Below are 18,213 nucleotides of genomic sequence, written 5' to 3' on the forward strand. Positions count from 1 at the left end.
ATGTTTCATACGATGATAGCGATAAAAACGGGTTACTTTCCTTTTACAAGTGTCAGACTTTTTTCCTCTGCCCCCTTCTCAAACTGAGCTACTTTCTTTGATTTTGATAAATCCGTTTTATCGATTTTCAGGTTTTTGCTCCGCTCTCCTGTAACTGAAATCAGCAGATCGCTGCTATCGTATTTGATTCCGCTTAAAGAAATATTGGTACTGTTATCGCTGAAAATAATCGGGCTCACTTGCTTTGTGATCAGCTGTACATTATCAAAACTGATCTGATCAGCATCAGTAAGTTCAATGCCTTTATCTGCACTTAAAGTCATGTTTTTCATTGTAATATTGCGGATAGGCATTTCAGGTAAACCTCTGATAAATACCCCTTTCTGCGCTCCGTTACAAACAATGTTTTCAAATTGCATATTCCGAAAAACGGGTGTACCTTCATTGACAACCGGACTCATATCGCGCACCCCGTCCGTTGCGAATTTGACAAAATAGTACATGTCGAAAAATATAGCTTCCTGAACGATATCGCGCATGAAAATATTTCTCGCATAGATGTTTTCAACCAGGCCGCCCCGTCCTCTCACCGATTTGAAACGAAGCCCTTTATCGGTTCCCATGAACGTACAGTTTTCAATGAAGATGTTTCTTGCTCCACCACTCATTTCACTGCCGATCACAAAAGCACCATGACCTTTGTAAATAATGTTATTTCTGATCACACCATTCTCAGTTGGTTTGCCACGTTTTCTGCCTTCCTCATCTTTACCTGATTTGATACAGATTGCGTCATCTCCAACATCGAGCACGCAACCTTCTATCAAAAAGTTTTTGCAGGATTCGATATCCATCCCATCTCCGTTATGCGCATAATCAGGATTTTTAACACGCACATTTCTCATTGTCAGGTCTTCACACATCAAAGGATGCAAACACCAAGCACCTGAATTTTGAAAAGTTACGCCTTCAAGCAGTACTTTTTTACAGTTGTTGAGTACGACAAGGTTCGGACGCAGAAAATCCTTCATGTGGGCAAAATCCTTCGGAGTAGTGCCGGGTGTAAGCAGCATACTTTTATTCTGCACACTGGCTTGCTTGAACTGCTCGCTTGGATACCAGGTTTTACCATCATCTTTCAACACACCGCCAGATGCCACTTTTTCCTTCCACTCGCTTTCAGTCAGCTGACTTTTGTGAACAGCCCTCCACGCATCCCCGTTACCATCTACAACGCCTTTACCTGTTATAGCTATATTTTCAAGATTTAACCCTGAAATCGGAGACTCGTTTCTGGCAGCACTTTTTCCTTCATACGAACCTTCAACAAGTCCATACTGCGTTTTATCGGTAGTAAACAGAAGCGTAGCCGACTCCTGAATATGCAGGTTCACATTGCTTTTAAGTACTACAGGTCCCGTGATCCACAAACCAGGAGATACAAGCACAACGCCACCACCCTTTTTGCTGATCGTACTGATCGCTTCGTTGATCGCTTTGGTATTCAGCGTATGACCATCGCCTACTGCGCCAAAAGCGGTAATACGAACAGTATCTTTTTTGAAGACGGGTTGTTGGATTTTGGGAAGATTTTTCCAGCTATAAGCAGCCGCAGTCTGGGCACTTGCATCCCATGCGCAAAAGGCGGCAAGGGCAATCTGTAATCCTAATTTCTTGTAAAACATGGGCTTTTTCACATCGGGACAAGCTGTTCACCTGCCCAATTTTTGGATGAATACTAAAATAAACCCTAATAATCACATGCCCCTATTTTTCTACTGATGGAATGCCGGAAGAATTTTACTTTTTTTATTCATACCCAAACATCACGCCGCATACTTTGTAACCCACTGATTAACAAACAATAATAAATAACTGTAAAATCGACAATAATGACGGTAGGCTGATGCCAAATAAAAGACCTGACAAGCAATGCCCGCCAGGTCTTCAACTCATTTAACTTATTTACAAATATACTCGGGGTGCTATTTTCGATCTTTAAAGGTGCGGACCTATTTTCCCGTACCCAATATAAACTCGGTTCCCATCACCACCATCAGACTACCCGATGGCTCATTAGGATTTGTAAATACTGCGTAAACATCATGTGGCTTTTCTGCCAGTGACGCATCTGTTTTAATTTTGATCCGAAGTGGTGTCGGAGTAAAACCTGCTTTATCCGATGCTTCCAAAAACTCAGACTCTCCGATGATCTTACCAGAAGGGCTATCCAAATGAAGCGTGACCTTGCCACCTTTTGCATTCAGTTGCGCCTTGGGAGCTGTTGCCAGCACCAACAGCTCAGAGACACCCTTCAGATTCATTTGCTTCATACCCATATAAGCGCCCGAGCGTGATGGAATCGCCAGATTGTTTCCTCCAAACGACATCTTGTTTACATTCTCATAGGCATCGAATGCATGAACATCCACTTTCGCATTGTGTAATACCACCGTCTTTTCAGATTTCAAAGATGGCAATCCTTTCGCACCTTTGTCTTCGTAAGCAGCGCGAACGATAAACACACCTTTGCCTTTATCTCCGTCGGGAAGTTTGGCTGTATAGCTGCCTTTTAAAGGAAGTGAACCCGCCTTTTCGCTCGAAAGGCTCGTGATGTACTTCACCATTTCTGAAGCGTCAGCAGTCGACAGTTGCGGATGCGCTGCCATAGGCGTTTCGCCCCAAACGCCGCCACCGCCGGCAATTACTTTTTTGGTAAGCCTTTCTACGGCTGACTGATCTCCTTTGTATTTTTTGGCGATATCCTTGTAGGAAGGTCCTATCGATTTGGTGCTTACACTGTGACAAGCTTTACAGTCGCTGGCCTCAATTAGTTTTTTGCCCGTCGCCAAAAGTGCGCCTGCGTCCGCCGTTTGATGTCCCTGAGCAATCGCAACCTTGTCATATCCTTCAGCGAGGTAATCGATGTTAAATGCTACACTTTCTGCATCAATTCCTTTACCCAAGGTTCCATCTTCCTTATCGCTCACTTTCACTTCATAACTAAAATCTTTTCCCGGTGTAAAGAACGTTTTGTTGTTTTCTGACAATTCAATATCCAATACCGGAGCTTCATTGCCTACTGTAATATCAACCGACTGAAAAGCTGAACCACCTTTTCCATCTTTCACAGTCAAGGTTGCTTTGTACACACCCATTTTGGTTAGTGTCAAATTGGCATCCGGCGTATTGACTACTTTATTGAAACCATTCTTAGAGCTGATTTTCCAGGAATAAGACAGGTTATCGCCATCGGGATCCTGAGTTCCTTTTGAGGTCAATTTCAAATTGAAAGGAGCCGAACCGCCCAGTTTATTAGCCGCCAGTTCTAGCTTAGGTTTACGGTTACCTCCATTATATTCAATATAGATCAGACGTGCATCATCGTTAGCCGTAAACCATCCCGAACCATATTCAAGCATATACAAATCGCCATTTTCAGCAAACTCCATATCCATCGGATTCGAAAAGGAATAACTTGGCATGAACCGTTCCATTGACTTGAAGTTACCTTCTTTGTCCATCGTAACAGACATGATCCAGCCTCTCATCCAGTCATAACTCAGGAATTTCCCATCATAATACTTAGGAAAAGAGCGCGCTGCATTTTTAAAATCATCAGAATAAAAAACAGGTCCGGCCATAGCATTTCGTCCGCCTGCACCCACAAGTGGAAACTCAGGTGAAGCATCATAAGGATACCATATAAATGCTTTCTGGGCTGCAGGCAAAGTTTTCAGTCCTGTGTTGTTAGGTGAAGTATTGGTCGGCGCATCCACTTTCCAGCGTTCACCCGATTTCTCTTTCTCAAAATCATATTTGTTATAGGCTTTATTGTCGCCTACAAAATGCGGCCAGCCAAAGTTACCCGCCTTTCTTGCCTGGCCCACCTCATCATGACCGGCAGCTCCGCGGGAAGAGTCAGGTTTGGCAGCATCCGGTCCCACTTCACCCCAATACAAATAGCCTGTTTTCTGATCCACCGAAATACGGAAAGGATTGCGGTGCCCCATTGTGTAAATTTCAGGTCTTGTCAGCGCAGTTCCCTTTGGAAACAAATTACCCTCAGGAATGGTGTAGGTTCCGTCGGTCTGCGGTTTGATACGGATAATTTTCCCACGCAAATCATTGGTATTCGAAGAAGATTTCTGAGCATCCCAGGCGCTGCGTCCTTCGCGCTCGTCGCTTGGGCTGTAGCCATTCGAACCGTGCGGATTGGTATTATCACCTGTAGACAAATACAGGTTCCCTGCCTTATCCCACGCAATGGATCCTCCGGTATGGCAGCATTCTTCGCGCTGTGTCGGGATATCAAGCATTACCTTTTTGGAATCCATCAACAGTTCATCGCCTTTCAGCTCAAAGCGTGCCAGTACATTTTTCGATTCCTTAGGATCAGAATAATAAAGGTAAATCCAGTTATTTTTAGCGAAATCAGGATCCTTGCTCAATCCCAGCAAACCATCCTCACCCATTGATTCCTTACCTTCTTTGCTTACATACTTCACACTTACAGGAATATTCGCAATCGTTTTGAGCTCTTTGGTTTTACTGTTATACAGCCTCACTTCTCCTTTACGCTGAATAAACAAAACTCTGCCATCATTCAGCACGCTCAGCTCCATGGGTTCGTCAAGCTTCTCCGCCAAAACTACTTTGGAAAATCGGTTCTCCTCAGGACGCGCTTTGCTGAAATCCAGTGCTTTAGGATTTTCTCCTCCCGCGGCATACTGTATCCCTGCCCATAGGTGGTTCAGGAAAAGGGGCTCGGCAAAAGTTTCATCAGTATGCCCCATGCCGGTGTAAAAGGATCTTCCGCCATCAAAGTCCTGAAACCAGCTGATCGGGTGAAAATCAGGATTGGCACCACCTATGAAGCTTTTGTCGTCCAGGGTAAGCAGCACATTGATTTTGGGAGAAATGTTCTTATAACTGTAAAATTCATCGGTACGCTCAAACTGATCAGGCATACCTTTCGTAGCCCAGTGATCCTTCATAGCAACAGTAAATTTCCCTTTCTGTACATTACTCGGTGTACTGGGATGAGAAAGGAAATAGGCCCCTGCAAGCATTCCGTACCACGGCCAGTCATACTCTGTATCTGTAGCGGCGTGAATACCTACGTAACCTCCACCAGCTTGTATATATCTCTCGAAAGCAATCTGCTGTTCGTTATTAAGTATATCACCTGTTGTGTTCAGAAACACAACGGCGTTGTATTTCTTCAGATTCGCTTCGGTAAACAGATCCGAATTTTCACTGAATGTTACTGTAAATCCTTTTTCATCACCCATTTTGGAAAGTGCTTTCTTTCCGGCCTCAATGGACTCATGCCTGAAAGCTGCTGTCTTGGAGAAAACCAGCAGATTGTATTTCGGACTCTGAGCAAAGCCAGTGAGCATCATCAGGCACAAACTGGTCAGCAGCCCTGCTATTCTGTAAAATTTCATGGTTTTATAAGATTGATTTGATATTCAAAAGCAAAGTTAAACGATCTGATCATTATTGTATAAATTATATACAATAATTTTTTTTCATTTATATATTTACATATTACAATTTAAATACAGTGTCAAAAAAGCTGTTTTTATAGTAAATTGCCCGTTCATTAATTCCTAACCCATGATATCATTGCGCGCGAGCGATCACATCCCACAACTATCGATAGACTGTGTCATTTTCGGATTCAGTCAGAACCAATTGAAAGTATTATCCCCTAAGCTGATTTTCAAAGGCGACTTCTGGTCACTACCGGGCGGCTTTGTACGTCAGGACGAGAGTATAGACCAGGCAGCCAGGCGCATCCTTGAAGAACGCACGGGCATCAAGGACATTTATCTGGAGCAGTTCAGGGTTTTCGGAGAGACAGACAGAAGTAACCTGAGCTTTTGGGACAGGCTTACCGAGCTAAATGGAGAGGCCTTTGTCGCTGAACATTTTAACCGAAAAGAGCTGGAATGGATCACCAAAAGGTTTGTATCTATCGGCTATTATGCACTTGTAGACATTACGAAAGTGATCCCGGTGAAAATGGAAGCCGACGCGTCCGTAGAATGGTACGACATCCAGAATCTGCCCCCGATGATTATGGACCATAACCAGATTGTAGCAGCAGCGCTGGTGAGTTTGCAGCAAAACCTGGATCAAAAACTGATTGCTTTTAATCTGCTTCCTGAAACATTTACAATGAATGAGGTGCAGCAGATTTACGAAGTGGTGCTAAACAAGACACTTTTACGCAGCAATTTCCAGAAGAAAATCCTGGACTTGAATGTACTGGAACGCTTAGAGAAGAAGTTTACCGGCAAGGCGAATAAGGCTCCTTATTTGTACCGATGGGCGCAATGAAGAATTAAGAATGAGCAATTAAGAATGGAAAGTTAAATGATCATTCCTAAACTGTGTAACAGCACTGATCCCATCAAAAATTTCAACCAATGATAAAGCCGCAGCGACAGCATTTTTGGAAAATCGTGCTGTCGCTAAGACTATTAATCAAGTTAGATCTTTACACTTTTACCAGTAGCAACTGACTTGTAGATCGCCTCGACCACTTTGATATCCCGAAGTCCCTCTTCACCAGGCGCTATTAAATCTGTGTTATTGATAATCGCTGCGCAATCCTCGTCCATCTGTTTAGCCTGCTGACTTTTGAGTGGAAAGTTTATAATCGTCCCATCTGACATACTTCCCTTATTGCCCGAGTACGATGACTGCGGCTCCAGTTTTAGCCAGCCCTTTTCATAGTTGACCTGCAGGTAATTCATGTTAATTCCAAAACTTGTCTGACAGGTAGCCCTTGCCCCACTCGGAAATTCCAGCATAAACATCATTGTCTCTTCCACTTCCTTGTATATATCCGGACGTGTTGTTGACGCCTGAGCTATTACACTGATGGGCTCTTCACCTGTAGCAAGCCTTGCCCCCTGCAAAGCATACACGCCCATGTCGCCCATCACACCGCCACCCAGTTTTTTATTTTGTTTCCAGTGGGTGGTTCTTGCATCAAAATAGCCCGCAGCGCTGGTGATCATTTTGACAGGGCCAAAACGCTTGTCTTTTGCAACCTGCATAACGGCCTGGATATTCGGGTCGTGCTGGCAGCGGTAACCGATGGCCAGTTTTACTTTATTGGCTTTACAGGCTTCAATCATCGCCTGACAATCCGCTACAGTCGGAGCCATTGGTTTTTCACAAAAAACATGTTTCCCTGCCTTTGCTGCTCTCACCACAAACTCCCTGTGCATAGATGGTGGCAGCACCACATACACTATATCTATGTCAGGATTATTTTTGATCTGATCAAAATTCTGGTAATTGTAGATATTCTTATCCGGAATCTGATACTTCTCTTTCCACGCCTGTGCTTTGGATGGTGTTCCGGTCACAATTCCAGCCAGATAACATTTCTCAGTCAGTTGAAGAGCCGGTGCAAGCAGATCAGTACTGTAATAGCCGAGTCCCACCAGCGCAATACCCAGTTTTTCTTTTTTGGGAATCATGGACGCAAGCAGATTTGTGCCAGGAAGCAGGCTCGCTGCGCCAGCCAGAGTTAATGTCGAGAGAAAATCACGCCTTTCTATAAGCATTTTATCAGTTTTTAGGTTGAAACACAATTCGCTTTGTGTTACTAAGTAAACCAAAAACTGCAATACGTTTACTCAAAATGCATTCAAATTTGGCAAAAAACTGATTTTCCACGCAAAACGGGATGAGCTTCCAAATACGAAGCCCACCCCGTTTCCTGTTTCCTTAGTTATGCTGGCTTACTTTACCAGCCACATATCCGCATACAAATTGTCCTGACCAGCATATTGGCTCTGGATTGCCTTCGCAGCATTTTCACTGTTGAAGTTTTTCTGATCAGCAGGATACAACCACCTGCGGGGGATTTTACCAGTGGCATTAGTGCCTGTTCCTTCCAAAAGAGCAGGAACTCCCGTGCGGCGCTGATTGTAAAATGCCTCCCAACCTGAATTCTGAAAAAATGCAATGTACTTCTGTTCAAGAATCTGTTTAAGTCCGTCAGCATTGTTGCCTTTATAGGCCACCTCGGGTTGCGCCAGAAAACCGGCCACGTTCACATCCACCGTTCCCAATGTAACCCCGGCCACGTCTCCAACCGTCACAGTGGTTTGTCCTTCTACTCCATAGTTTTTAAGAGAAGCAGTGATTCCTTTGGTATAATAAAGAGCAGCACTTCCCTGCGCCCACCCCCGGTTGATACCCTCTGCAATATTCAGACACAACTCCGGATAGCCTACAATAGTATAAGCTTCGGGCCCTACAAAATCCTTGTAATAACGGGCATAACTGATAAAGGAATATGCACCTGCCGTAGAAGCCGCTGATAAGTCGGGCAATACCTGCGCAGGATTGGAGCCTTTATATACTGAAAAATCTGCAACCGTTTTTCCCGCCGTAAGCAAGGCCGGGGCTGGTGTAGCCACTACGAATACACGCGGATCTTTGAATTTAGTGAGCAGATCCATATACGGAGCCCCGATATTCGTTCTGTTGTTATAGTAGCTCGCCGGTCCGAGCGGATACTGGTTGTAGTTGGCATTAAACCTGAAAGACATATTATCCTCATTACCAGACATTAGTGGATATTTTGCCGGATTGGAAAGCATTTCAGCAAATTTTTCCTTCACTGCCAGATCAGCATTATCTGTGGCACGCTTGCTCAGACTTATCAGAACGCGCATCTTAAAGGCATTCACTACCTTCTGCCATTTGGTAAGATCATTGTTGAAATAAATGTCCCCGGAAATGGCAGCCGCAGTGGATATACCTCTTTGTGGAATCAATATTGCCAGTTCAGTATTTGCCTCGTCGAGCCATTTAAGCGACTGAGCGTATACCTCCTTTTGCGTATTGAAGACAGGCGTAAGATTATCAAGACCCAGTCCGGCTTCTGTCATGGGAATATCTCCAACTCGTTGGGTATACCATACAAACAGATAAGCCCTGAAAAATTTACCCAGAGCAGCATAAGCATTCTTCTCTTGTCCCAATGTTTTCTGAGCCTGCTCCTCCATTTTTATCACGTTTTTCAAAATTGCGTAAGTGGAGGCCGTATTGGTCCAGTTGTAGGTATTTTGCCCTCCGTAATAAGAATCATTGGAAACTGTATACTGATTCCAGCGCATGATCTGCCCCCACGGTCCTTCGAATACATTCCCTGAAATACCGTCTGTAACACCTCCGCCGTTGTAAATTTCATAGGAAATACGCCCCAGCAGATAATCCGAAGGAACAGGCTTATCTTCACCCGCTACATTGGGGTTTACTTCGAGACTATCAAAGTTCTGGCAACTTCCCAGACACAGGCCTGAAAGTAAAACCGCAGCTATTTTATATTTTCTGAACATCATTTTCAATCGGTTAAATTTTCTGATTCACTCGAATCACTACTTAGAATGTTACATTAAGGTTGATACCGAATTTGCGTGTCGAAGGCGACTGCAGCGGAGGATTTACAATATCAGCAGATGGATATTGATCCAGGTCGATGTCCTTGCGTGCAGCGAAGTACAACAGGTTACGTCCGATCAGCGACACTGAAGCACCTTTCACAAAAGAGTTACCCAATATTCTGGCTGGAATTGAATAGCCAATCACCACCTCACGCAGTTTCAGATACGACCGGCTGATGTAGAATGGAGTCGAAAGATTGTACAATTCCAACGCATAGGATTGTACACGTACCGCTTTGGTATTGGGTGCAAATTCCAGCTCGTCATAGTTGGTGATCTGCCCGTTCTCGCCGAAAGCAGGACTTCCACCTGTGAGCATCACACCCTGGCCTACATATGCACCCGTAAGTACATTGCTTGTTTTCACACCTTCCCACTCCTTCATTCTCGCCTCGCCGAATGCACCTTTGGTCAAATCTGCACCACGGCCCGACTGGTAGCCATCTTTCCAGACTTCGTCCAGAATTTTTCCGCCGACACGTCCGTCAAACTGAAAACTCAGACTCAACGCTTTGTAAGAAAACCTGTTATTGATGCCCCAAACAAACTTGCTGTTGGAATGACCTGCAAACTGCTTATAGGTAGTACCTGTAGGCGATGTAAGTGGCAATCCTCCGCTATTGTGAATCACATTTCCCTCACGGTCTCTTACCAGCTGATAAGCGTAAATCTCATCAAGTCTGTCGCCGATCTGGTAATAATGATCTTTCAAAAGTATCTGGTTGGCTCCTTCGTAAATCTCCTTGATACGCTCCTGATAAGAAGAATAGTTGGCCATTACAGTCCAGTTGAGTCCATTCGCAGTCTTGATTGGTGTTCCACTCAATGAAATTTCAAGCCCCTTTTTTCTTGTCACCAAACCATTGATATTCCTTGATGTATGTCCTGTGGCAGGATCTACACCCAATTGGAAAATACGGGGACCGTTATCGTTCTGGAAATAAGTCACGTCCAGACTCAACCTGTTACGCAAAAATTTCATATCAATACCTGCCTCGTAAGATTCAACCGAATAAGCGTGCAAACTGCTGTTGGCCAGATTTCCTGTGTAATCCGCTGACGGTGTGTTATTATACAGGTTTTTGATCGTATACGTATTTTGATTGGCATAACTCGGACCGTCGTAGGAAGTATAATACTCAGATCCATATTCCAGTGGTCGCGCCTGTCCTGATGGAAGATACGCCGCTCCTATCGTTGAATTCGTTAGTCCGCCCTTCACATTGGCATAAGATGCGCGCAGTTTCGCAAACGAAATCACCTGGGGCATGTTGATGTAATCAGATACTACCGTACTGGCAGATACTGACGGATAGAAGTAAGATTTATTTCCTTTTGGCAGCGTTGAGAGCTTATCTACGCGGCCTGTTGTAGAAAGTGTTAACAGATTTTTATAGGAGAAATCCGCACTGTAATAAGCACTCAGCACCGACATATCCGACTGGAAATTGTAGGCCAGCTTAGGATTCTTTGAATTGCTCAGGTTGTATACGCCCGGAACGATCAGATAATCGGTACTTGCATAAGAAGAGTTGTAGTTGAAACTACGAATATTACCACCCACAACAGCTGAGACATTGATGTCGGGAGTAATATTTTTGTTGAGCGTGGCTAAAACATCGGTATTGTTCTCAAATAAATTCCGGCGGTCTTCACGATAATCCCCTTGCTTCAAATCTCTTCCGTAAATAATCATCGACGTGGGCAGTTTCTCGGTTCTGAGCAGGTTCCAGGTCGTGATCTGCGTTCTTGCGCTCAGGGAGATAAAATCGTTGACTTTATAATTCAGTTTTGCAAAGCCGTATACATCATTTTTGTAATGTCCGCGCAGCCACTCATGTGCCATAAAGTAAGGGTTGTTGTTGCGCCCGTATTCCTGAAAATACTGCTGAACTCCCGGTTTACCAGGCGTTTTGTAATAATCACGCATATCTGCCTGGTCCCAATGTGCAGAACCATACACCATAAACATGTAGGTATAGCTGTTAGGTCCGTAGGACACATCTGGGAAATTGGGGGTAAACTGACGGTTGAAATTGATATTACCTTCCAGACGGATTTTCGATGAAAAATCATAACCCGCCGACAGGTTGAAATTCACGGATTGCAATTGTGTGTTCGGAGATGTGCCTTTCTGAAAAGTATGCGAAAGTGACATGCGCATATCAGACTTTTCTCCGGATGAAGAAATGGCGATGTTGTTGTTGGTCAGCACGCCTGTCTGCATAAAGTTCTGGAAATTGTTCGCACCCCGCGCAATCCATGGAGTGAGGGTACGCTTGCCATCTGCACCGATCGGACTGTCGTACTGCGCCACTCCCTGCCCTTCGAATCTTGGCCCCCAAACATTGGGGCGGCGGTCGGTACCGCCTTCATCGTAAGGACCGTCTCCGAATTTATATTTGTAGTTGGATCCTGCACCGTATTCATTCTGAACCTGGGGCAATGCCACAAATCCCTTGTCGAGCATCGTACTGGAATTCAACTCGATAGAGAAACCTCTTTTATCCTTGCTGCCTTTTTTGGTAGTGATCAGTATGGCTCCGTTCTGTCCTCTGAAGCCGTAAAGAGCGGCAGCATTCGGCCCTTTCAAAACTGTGTAAGTTTCAATGTCGTCCGGAGAAATATTCCATGTATCCGAATTGATCGGAACGCCATCCACAACGAAAAGCACATCGGTATTTCCTCTTAAAACCAACTGAGGTCTGGCAAGCATTTCAGAAGAAATCCCCACAGTGAGTCCTGCGATTTTACCTGTAAGTGAGTTGATCGGGTTGGACTCCCTTGCTTTTACCAATTCGCTTCCTGCCACATCCTGAGTGGTATATCCCACAGTACGCGACTCCTTTTTAATCCCTAAAGCAGTCACAACCACTTCACTAAGAGCCTTTGAATCTTCTGAAAACTCGACATTTAATTCTGTGCGGCTTCCGGGAGCAATTTCCTGTGTGCTAAAACCTACAGAAGAAAAAACAAGCACCCCGCCAGCCGGTACGCCCAGCTCATATCTACCATCCGCATCGGACAGCGTTCCTACATTGGTTCCCTTCACAAGGATACTTACGCCGGGTACACTTTGCTTATCGGATGCCTGAACAACACGTCCCTTTACCTGTAAAGTCTGTGCGTACAACGGCATTACGCTACATAAGATCACAACAAAAAGGACACAACAAATCTGTATTGCCCTTTTCGGGCAATCGTTTACAATAGAAATTGTTTTCATATTAAATAATTACTGTTTTGAAATGCCGGTAGGTGGAGCTTGCTTGCCCCGAAAAGAAATAAATATTTGATTTACAACACAATAAGAATACCACTCTTTCTTATCCAAAATTAAGAACTGCATGTTTCGTGAGCATGAATCTGACATTATCAAACAGTTAAAAACCACTGTGCCGCCCGAAACATGCAGCTTAGAATACGTATAAGATCAATAGGTATATTTACCGATTAACGCTATACGTTTAGCTTCATCTATACCAAGCTCCTTTTCCAGCAATTGATGTACAGAGCCATACTTTTCTTTAACAACTCTGAAAGCTTCCTGCAGATAACGAGGTTCAACTCCCGAAAGCACCTGGGCAATTTCAGGATTCAAACCATTGGTTACCATATCCTTTGTGAGTGCTTTACGCGTGTAGCGGTTCGACAGATAATATTCTTCTATAATCGTTTCCTCAGGAACATTCAATGCAGAGAGAATAAGCGCCGAGCCCACTCCTGTACGGTCTTTTCCGGCAGAGCAATGAAACAAAAGGCCTTCATCGCCTGAATTTTTCAATAGCTCGTCAAACATCAGCTGGTAGTCTTTGGCGCCAAGCATGATATCAGGATAAAATTTTGCGAAAGTATTTTCTGCGTCAGCCGTGGTTGCTTTCGGATCGGCAAGCATTTTCATAAAATTACCGGTTGACTTGCCGTCTGTACTGCCAATGTTGGCATGGATACGATTCATCTCATAAGCTGCCGGATATTTGTCGGGGCTTTTTTGAATTTCCGTCATATTGCGGAAATCAACAACATCCGTAATATGAGATGACGCTACAGCCTGTAAGTCCGTATCTGTAAACTTACCCATATCTCCGCAACGGAAAAGTCTGTCCCATTTCACAGTACGTCCGTCACTTGTCTTCAAACCTCCTAAATCCCTGAAATTAGGAGCAGCATCCATAGCCAGCCTTCTTTCCGCAAAATACAGCGTGTCCTTTTTATTAACAGCAGCAAAAAACACTCTCTGCGGTCGGGTGCTGCTCACTGTTATGGTCTTGCCATTTAGAACAGCAATCCTTTTCGACCAGTCTATTTTCCCGACAGTTTCACCTTTAAAAATCTTCCAGGGAGTTTTGTCTGAAGCTGAGATTGTATAGGTGCCGGCACTGTCTCTTTCAGCCCACATTTTCTCCATGGACAGGTGACTTTCCTGAGCTAATGCTGTGACAGGTCCCAGGAGAGCCAAAGCAAAAATTACATTTTTCATTGTACGATTGATGATTGAAATTTTTAAACTCATTTCCCCGAATATTTTATTTCCGAAGGCTGTGCAAAGCTGCACACAATGGCATTTCAAATCGACCGCCTCAAACGGGACGCACAAATAGCTCCCACTACGATTCACATATAACTAAATATCAATCAATTACAAATATTATGTTACTGTTAAGTTAACCAGAGCTTTAAAACATACAGGTTGTAAAATCGTCAGGTAAGCACTTCATGGACTGTCCTTGCGTATTCTGACGGGCTGGATCCTGTCAGCTCTTTGAAGTATTTGTTGAACGTGGATTTGGATTTAAAGCCACTTTCCAAACCAATCTCCATCAGATTCAATTCCGTATTCATTTCTCTGATCAGGCGTTTGGATTCTTCCACGCGATATTGATTTACAAATTTGTAGAAATTGATGTGCAACGCAGAGTTGAGTACCTCGGTAATATGATGTTTCGGAATGCTCATCATTGCTGCCAGGTCTTCCAGAGAAAACTCGGTGTTCAAATACGGTTTCTGAAGCTTCATTACCTGATTGATATGATCTGCAATCTGCTGCATCCTTTCCCGGGATAAAGTCGAATGCTGATACTTCCTGGTTTCGGCAGGCCCAGGCTCTTCTTTTGCTTTGGTTATTCCTGATATCTTAAATCTGTAGTTCAGCACACCCGTCATCATAATAATCATGGCCACATACCAAATACGCCTGTCGACAAAATGCGGCAAAGGCGTGAGTATCCCGACCACAAATATAAAACCAGGCATTAGCAGAAAAATGGAGATCATCCTGACAATTTTCAGTTTGTATCCCGTTGCTTCATCGGTCTGACCTCCAAGTAGTTTTAGTCTTGCCAATATATAGCTCCCATACCCGGTCATTGACATCAGCACGAGCGCTGTCATGATCTGATGGAAGTGTTCCAGATAGGCAAAATCTTCCAAAGCAAGCACATCGACCAGGGTGATCACGTTCAAAACGAACCCCAGCATAAATGGCAGAAAGTGGTACTTTTTCAGAACCTGAAGTGTAGGTTTACCTGAAATCGTATTCAGGTAGAACAGCATATACGGCCCGGTTAGTAAAGAGAAACAACCGTGGATTTTATCAAATGTGTTGTAATCGGGAGATATCAGCCAAAGCAGATATTTGAAACCGGTATGAATCAGAAAAAGTGACATCAGCACGATCAGATAAAAATCGTCGCTGTTCCGCTTACGGTTCGACCAAAACAGGAAAATATTAAGCCCTGCCTGAAATAAAATGGTTGTAATGAGTGTCTGCACTTTTTGAATACAAAAAAAGGCATTTAACCCACCTGCAGTGCTTCCGCAAGGTTATGATATTATTAATAATCTACTTCCGGATCTTCATGCACAAAAGCCTGATATCTGTATAAGAAAACGGAGGTGGTATCCAGTAAATTCAATGAATGAAAGAACTTTAACTATTTACATAATCTGAAGAGTTGATTCCTACAGCCTAAAATAAAATTTCAAGTCATCAAGTTATCTGACTTATGCTTAAATCTAAAAACAAATTCCTTCATCAGCTCAGGGCTCAGGCTGGCAAGCTCAAAAAAGATTATTTTGATTTCCGAAAAATTGAGAATTTCTTTCTGCTCAATAATAACAACGGCAACCATCAGATCATTTCAGACAAGACCTGCCAGGATCTTGACCTGGATGAGGTATTTATGTTTCTGGACCGAACCACATCGGCAGTGGGACAGCAGGTTTTATACAAAACGTTAAGAACAATCCCGAAGAATAAAACCAGAACAGACCGATTCGAAAGGATCATCCGGATCTTTGAACAAAATCCGGCAATAGTCGATATACTGCTACCTGAGCTTGCATTGCTGAGCAAAAAGGAAGCCTATCATATCTCGTCTCTCTTTCTGGGCAAGCACATTCAAAAGCCCGGGTGGTTTCTGATAATTCCCCTACTCTCGCTGCTGGCCTTGCTTTCTGTAATCCTGTCGTTTTTTCACCCCCAGTTTATTATTCTGTTGCTGGTTCTTCTTTCGGTTAATTTCAGTTTCCACTATTGGAATAAGGTGAATATATATCAATACAGCAGCTCATTACCTGAGCTTCTCAGACTAAATCGGGTGGCAAAAAACATTTTATCAACCGAGGCACTGAATGATGCTGAAAAAGATGTTCAGGCTTCTGTAAGGAAAATGGATGCTCTGGGCTCGCGAATGTTTATTTTCAAACTTGAAGAGAAATTACAAAGTGAGGCAGGGCAGCTTGTCGAGTATCTGCTTGAACTGCTGAAAGCATTATTGCTGATCGAGCCATTGATGTTGTTTCACATACTCAAACAAATAGATCTTATAAGAGACGATATCAGGCAGATATTTGAGTACGTGGGAAATATAGACGTGGCCATGTCAATTTATTTTTTGCGCAAGGACCTTGACTACTTTTGCAAGCCTACAATAAGTGCTGACGCAAAGCACATAAAGGCCTCATCTGTATACCATCCACTGATCTTCAAATCGGTTCCAAATACCATGGAAAGTCAGTCAGCTCTTTTAACCGGATCCAATATGTCGGGCAAGACTACTTTCATCCGCACCATCGGAATCAACACGATTACGGCGCAGACCATCAATACCTGCTTTGCACAAGAATTCACCATTCCTATTTTACGCGTCCACTCAGCAATCCGTATTACGGATGATTTACTAAGTGAGAAAAGCTACTATTTTGAAGAGGTACTTACCATCAGAGATTTACTCAAAGAAAGCACCTCAGGGCATGCAAATCTGTTTTTACTTGATGAAATGTTCAAAGGCACTAATACCGTTGAAAGAATTGCATCTGCAAAAGCTGTTTTAACTTATCTGAACAAGGGGCCTAACATTACAATCGCAGCGACTCACGACCTGGAACTGGCAGAATTGCTGAAGGATGAGTTCAGCGTATATCACTTCACCGAAATACTCGAAGGTGGAAAAATCACTTTTGACTACAGGATTAAGCCTGGCGTGTTAAGGGAAACGAATGCAATCAGAATTCTGGCGCTTAACAATTATCCGGCAGAAGTCGTAACAGAGGCAACCCTGCTTGCCGACAGTATCCTTAAAAACAAAATTTAAACTGAACATAGGCCCTGATCAATATCCATCAGTCAGCGTGATCTGATCTTTCACTTTTACACCTTTCAGGTATTGCCCGATATTCTCCACAAACTTTGCAACCTTGTCCCGATCGCGCTCGCTGTGTGCAGCCCCTGTGTGTTGAGTAAGAATCACATTGGTCATTTTCCATAGCTTTCTGTTTTCGGGCAATGGCTCTTTTTCAGTAACATCCAGTACCGCCCCACACAGCTTGCCACTTTCCAGCGCTTCGACAAGTGCAGTTTCGTCGGTAGTGTTCCCTCTCCCTATACTGGCATAAAGTGCCCCCTGCTTGACAGCTTCAAAGAATGGAGCAGAGACATATTTGTCTAAATTTCCTGGCAATGTATTGACAACCAAATCTGTATACACAAGTTGTTTTAGCAGTTTATCGAATGAATGAATATCTGCATCCGGATCACTCTTCGCAGTCATTTTGACCCGGCAACCGAATGCCGTCAACATTGTTTTCACATGCTCTGCTATCGCGCCTGAGCCAAGAATTATGACCTGTTTTTCACCCAAAATTGACAGCTCATTTTCCAGTTTCTCTCCCACCCACTTGTTCTCAATCTGATTACGCACCATCAGATGTACACCTCTGTAGAAACCCAGTACGCCTGCGACGATTGTCTCCGCACATGCTGCCGCGGACATATTACCAACATTAGCCGCTATGCCACTGTATTTCAAATCTTTGTATTGCTCAAAACCAACATTCTCCAGCTGCCAGAATTGAATTGAGGCGGGAACAGGATTGATCAGTTCAACAGCTGGATTGCCGATCAGCACCTCGGTTGTCTTCAGTGCCTCTTTCAATTCAGATTCAGACAATTCCTGTTTCAACACAATCTCAGCATCCTTTGGCAGTTGTCTGATTAAGTCCTCCAGATATTGTTTTTGCAGATCGGCATATATGAGAATTTTCATGTGGGTTAAATTTAGAGATTTTTGAAATCTGTGTCCTGACAATGTCATCAGCCGACTCTGAACTAAAATATTGTTCCCGACAGATTCGCCCCGCATCATTCTTAACATACCGATAATAGCCAAAAGTGTAGTTTTGCGGCGACTATAAGTCCATTTCAAACTGAAATTCCTAAACAGAAAATTTACAA

General features: G+C 43.7%; 10 protein-coding genes. 2 read left to right on the forward strand and 8 right to left on the reverse strand.

Going from position 1 to position 18,213, the window contains the following annotated elements:
• Window positions 1-32 precede the first annotated feature (32 nt).
• A complete protein-coding gene (locus DSL64_RS13455; protein WP_115831424.1) occupies window positions 33-1,685 on the reverse strand; it encodes a glycoside hydrolase family 28 protein in 1,653 nt (550 codons plus the stop codon).
• Between the two features lie 327 nt (window positions 1,686-2,012).
• Window positions 2,013-5,450 (reverse strand): ThuA domain-containing protein, encoded by a 3,438-nt coding sequence (locus DSL64_RS13460; RefSeq protein ID WP_115831425.1) that lies wholly within the window; start codon window positions 5,448-5,450, stop codon window positions 2,013-2,015.
• 172 nt (window positions 5,451-5,622) lie between these two features.
• On the opposite strand from DSL64_RS13460, the gene DSL64_RS13465 reads away from it, so the two are divergent.
• A complete protein-coding gene (locus DSL64_RS13465) occupies window positions 5,623-6,348 on the forward strand; it encodes an NUDIX hydrolase (RefSeq protein ID WP_115831426.1) in 726 nt (241 codons plus the stop codon).
• A 152-nt stretch (window positions 6,349-6,500) separates the two neighbouring features.
• On the opposite strand, the gene DSL64_RS13470 is transcribed toward DSL64_RS13465, so the two are convergent.
• The 5 genes from DSL64_RS13470 to DSL64_RS13490 all read right to left on the reverse strand — a co-directional run bounded on the left by DSL64_RS13470 (window position 6,501) and on the right by DSL64_RS13490 (window position 15,251).
• Window positions 6,501-7,589, reverse strand: coding sequence for a Gfo/Idh/MocA family protein (locus DSL64_RS13470; RefSeq protein WP_115831427.1), 1,089 nt, complete (start codon window positions 7,587-7,589; stop codon window positions 6,501-6,503).
• A gap of 177 nt (window positions 7,590-7,766) precedes the next feature.
• A complete protein-coding gene (locus DSL64_RS13475) occupies window positions 7,767-9,377 on the reverse strand; it encodes a SusD/RagB family nutrient-binding outer membrane lipoprotein (protein WP_229217076.1) in 1,611 nt (536 codons plus the stop codon).
• A 40-nt stretch (window positions 9,378-9,417) separates the two neighbouring features.
• A complete protein-coding gene (locus DSL64_RS13480; RefSeq protein ID WP_115831429.1) occupies window positions 9,418-12,705 on the reverse strand; it encodes a SusC/RagA family TonB-linked outer membrane protein in 3,288 nt (1,095 codons plus the stop codon).
• Between the two features lie 207 nt (window positions 12,706-12,912).
• Complete coding sequence (locus tag DSL64_RS13485) at window positions 12,913-13,959, reverse strand: tyrosine-protein phosphatase (protein ID WP_158547917.1); 1,047 nt, start codon at window positions 13,957-13,959, stop codon at window positions 12,913-12,915.
• A gap of 221 nt (window positions 13,960-14,180) precedes the next feature.
• Window positions 14,181-15,251, reverse strand: a complete 1,071-nt coding sequence (locus DSL64_RS13490; RefSeq protein WP_115831431.1) for a helix-turn-helix domain-containing protein — start codon at window positions 15,249-15,251, stop codon at window positions 14,181-14,183.
• 233 nt (window positions 15,252-15,484) lie between these two features.
• Between DSL64_RS13490 and DSL64_RS13495 the strand changes: the two genes are divergently transcribed.
• Window positions 15,485-17,074, forward strand: coding sequence for a MutS-related protein (locus tag DSL64_RS13495; RefSeq protein ID WP_115831432.1), 1,590 nt, complete (start codon window positions 15,485-15,487; stop codon window positions 17,072-17,074).
• Between the two features lie 18 nt (window positions 17,075-17,092).
• Here the strand turns inward: DSL64_RS13495 and DSL64_RS13500 are convergent, their stop codons facing one another.
• The gene (locus DSL64_RS13500) at window positions 17,093-18,025 is read right to left on the reverse strand and encodes an NAD(P)-dependent oxidoreductase (RefSeq protein ID WP_158547918.1); all 933 of its coding nucleotides are present in this window, start codon (window positions 18,023-18,025) and stop codon (window positions 17,093-17,095) included.
• Window positions 18,026-18,213 lie beyond the last annotated feature (188 nt).

This window comes from Dyadobacter luteus, assembly GCF_003383615.1.
In the GTDB taxonomy this organism is placed as follows: Bacteria; Bacteroidota; Bacteroidia; order Cytophagales; family Spirosomataceae; genus Dyadobacter; species Dyadobacter luteus.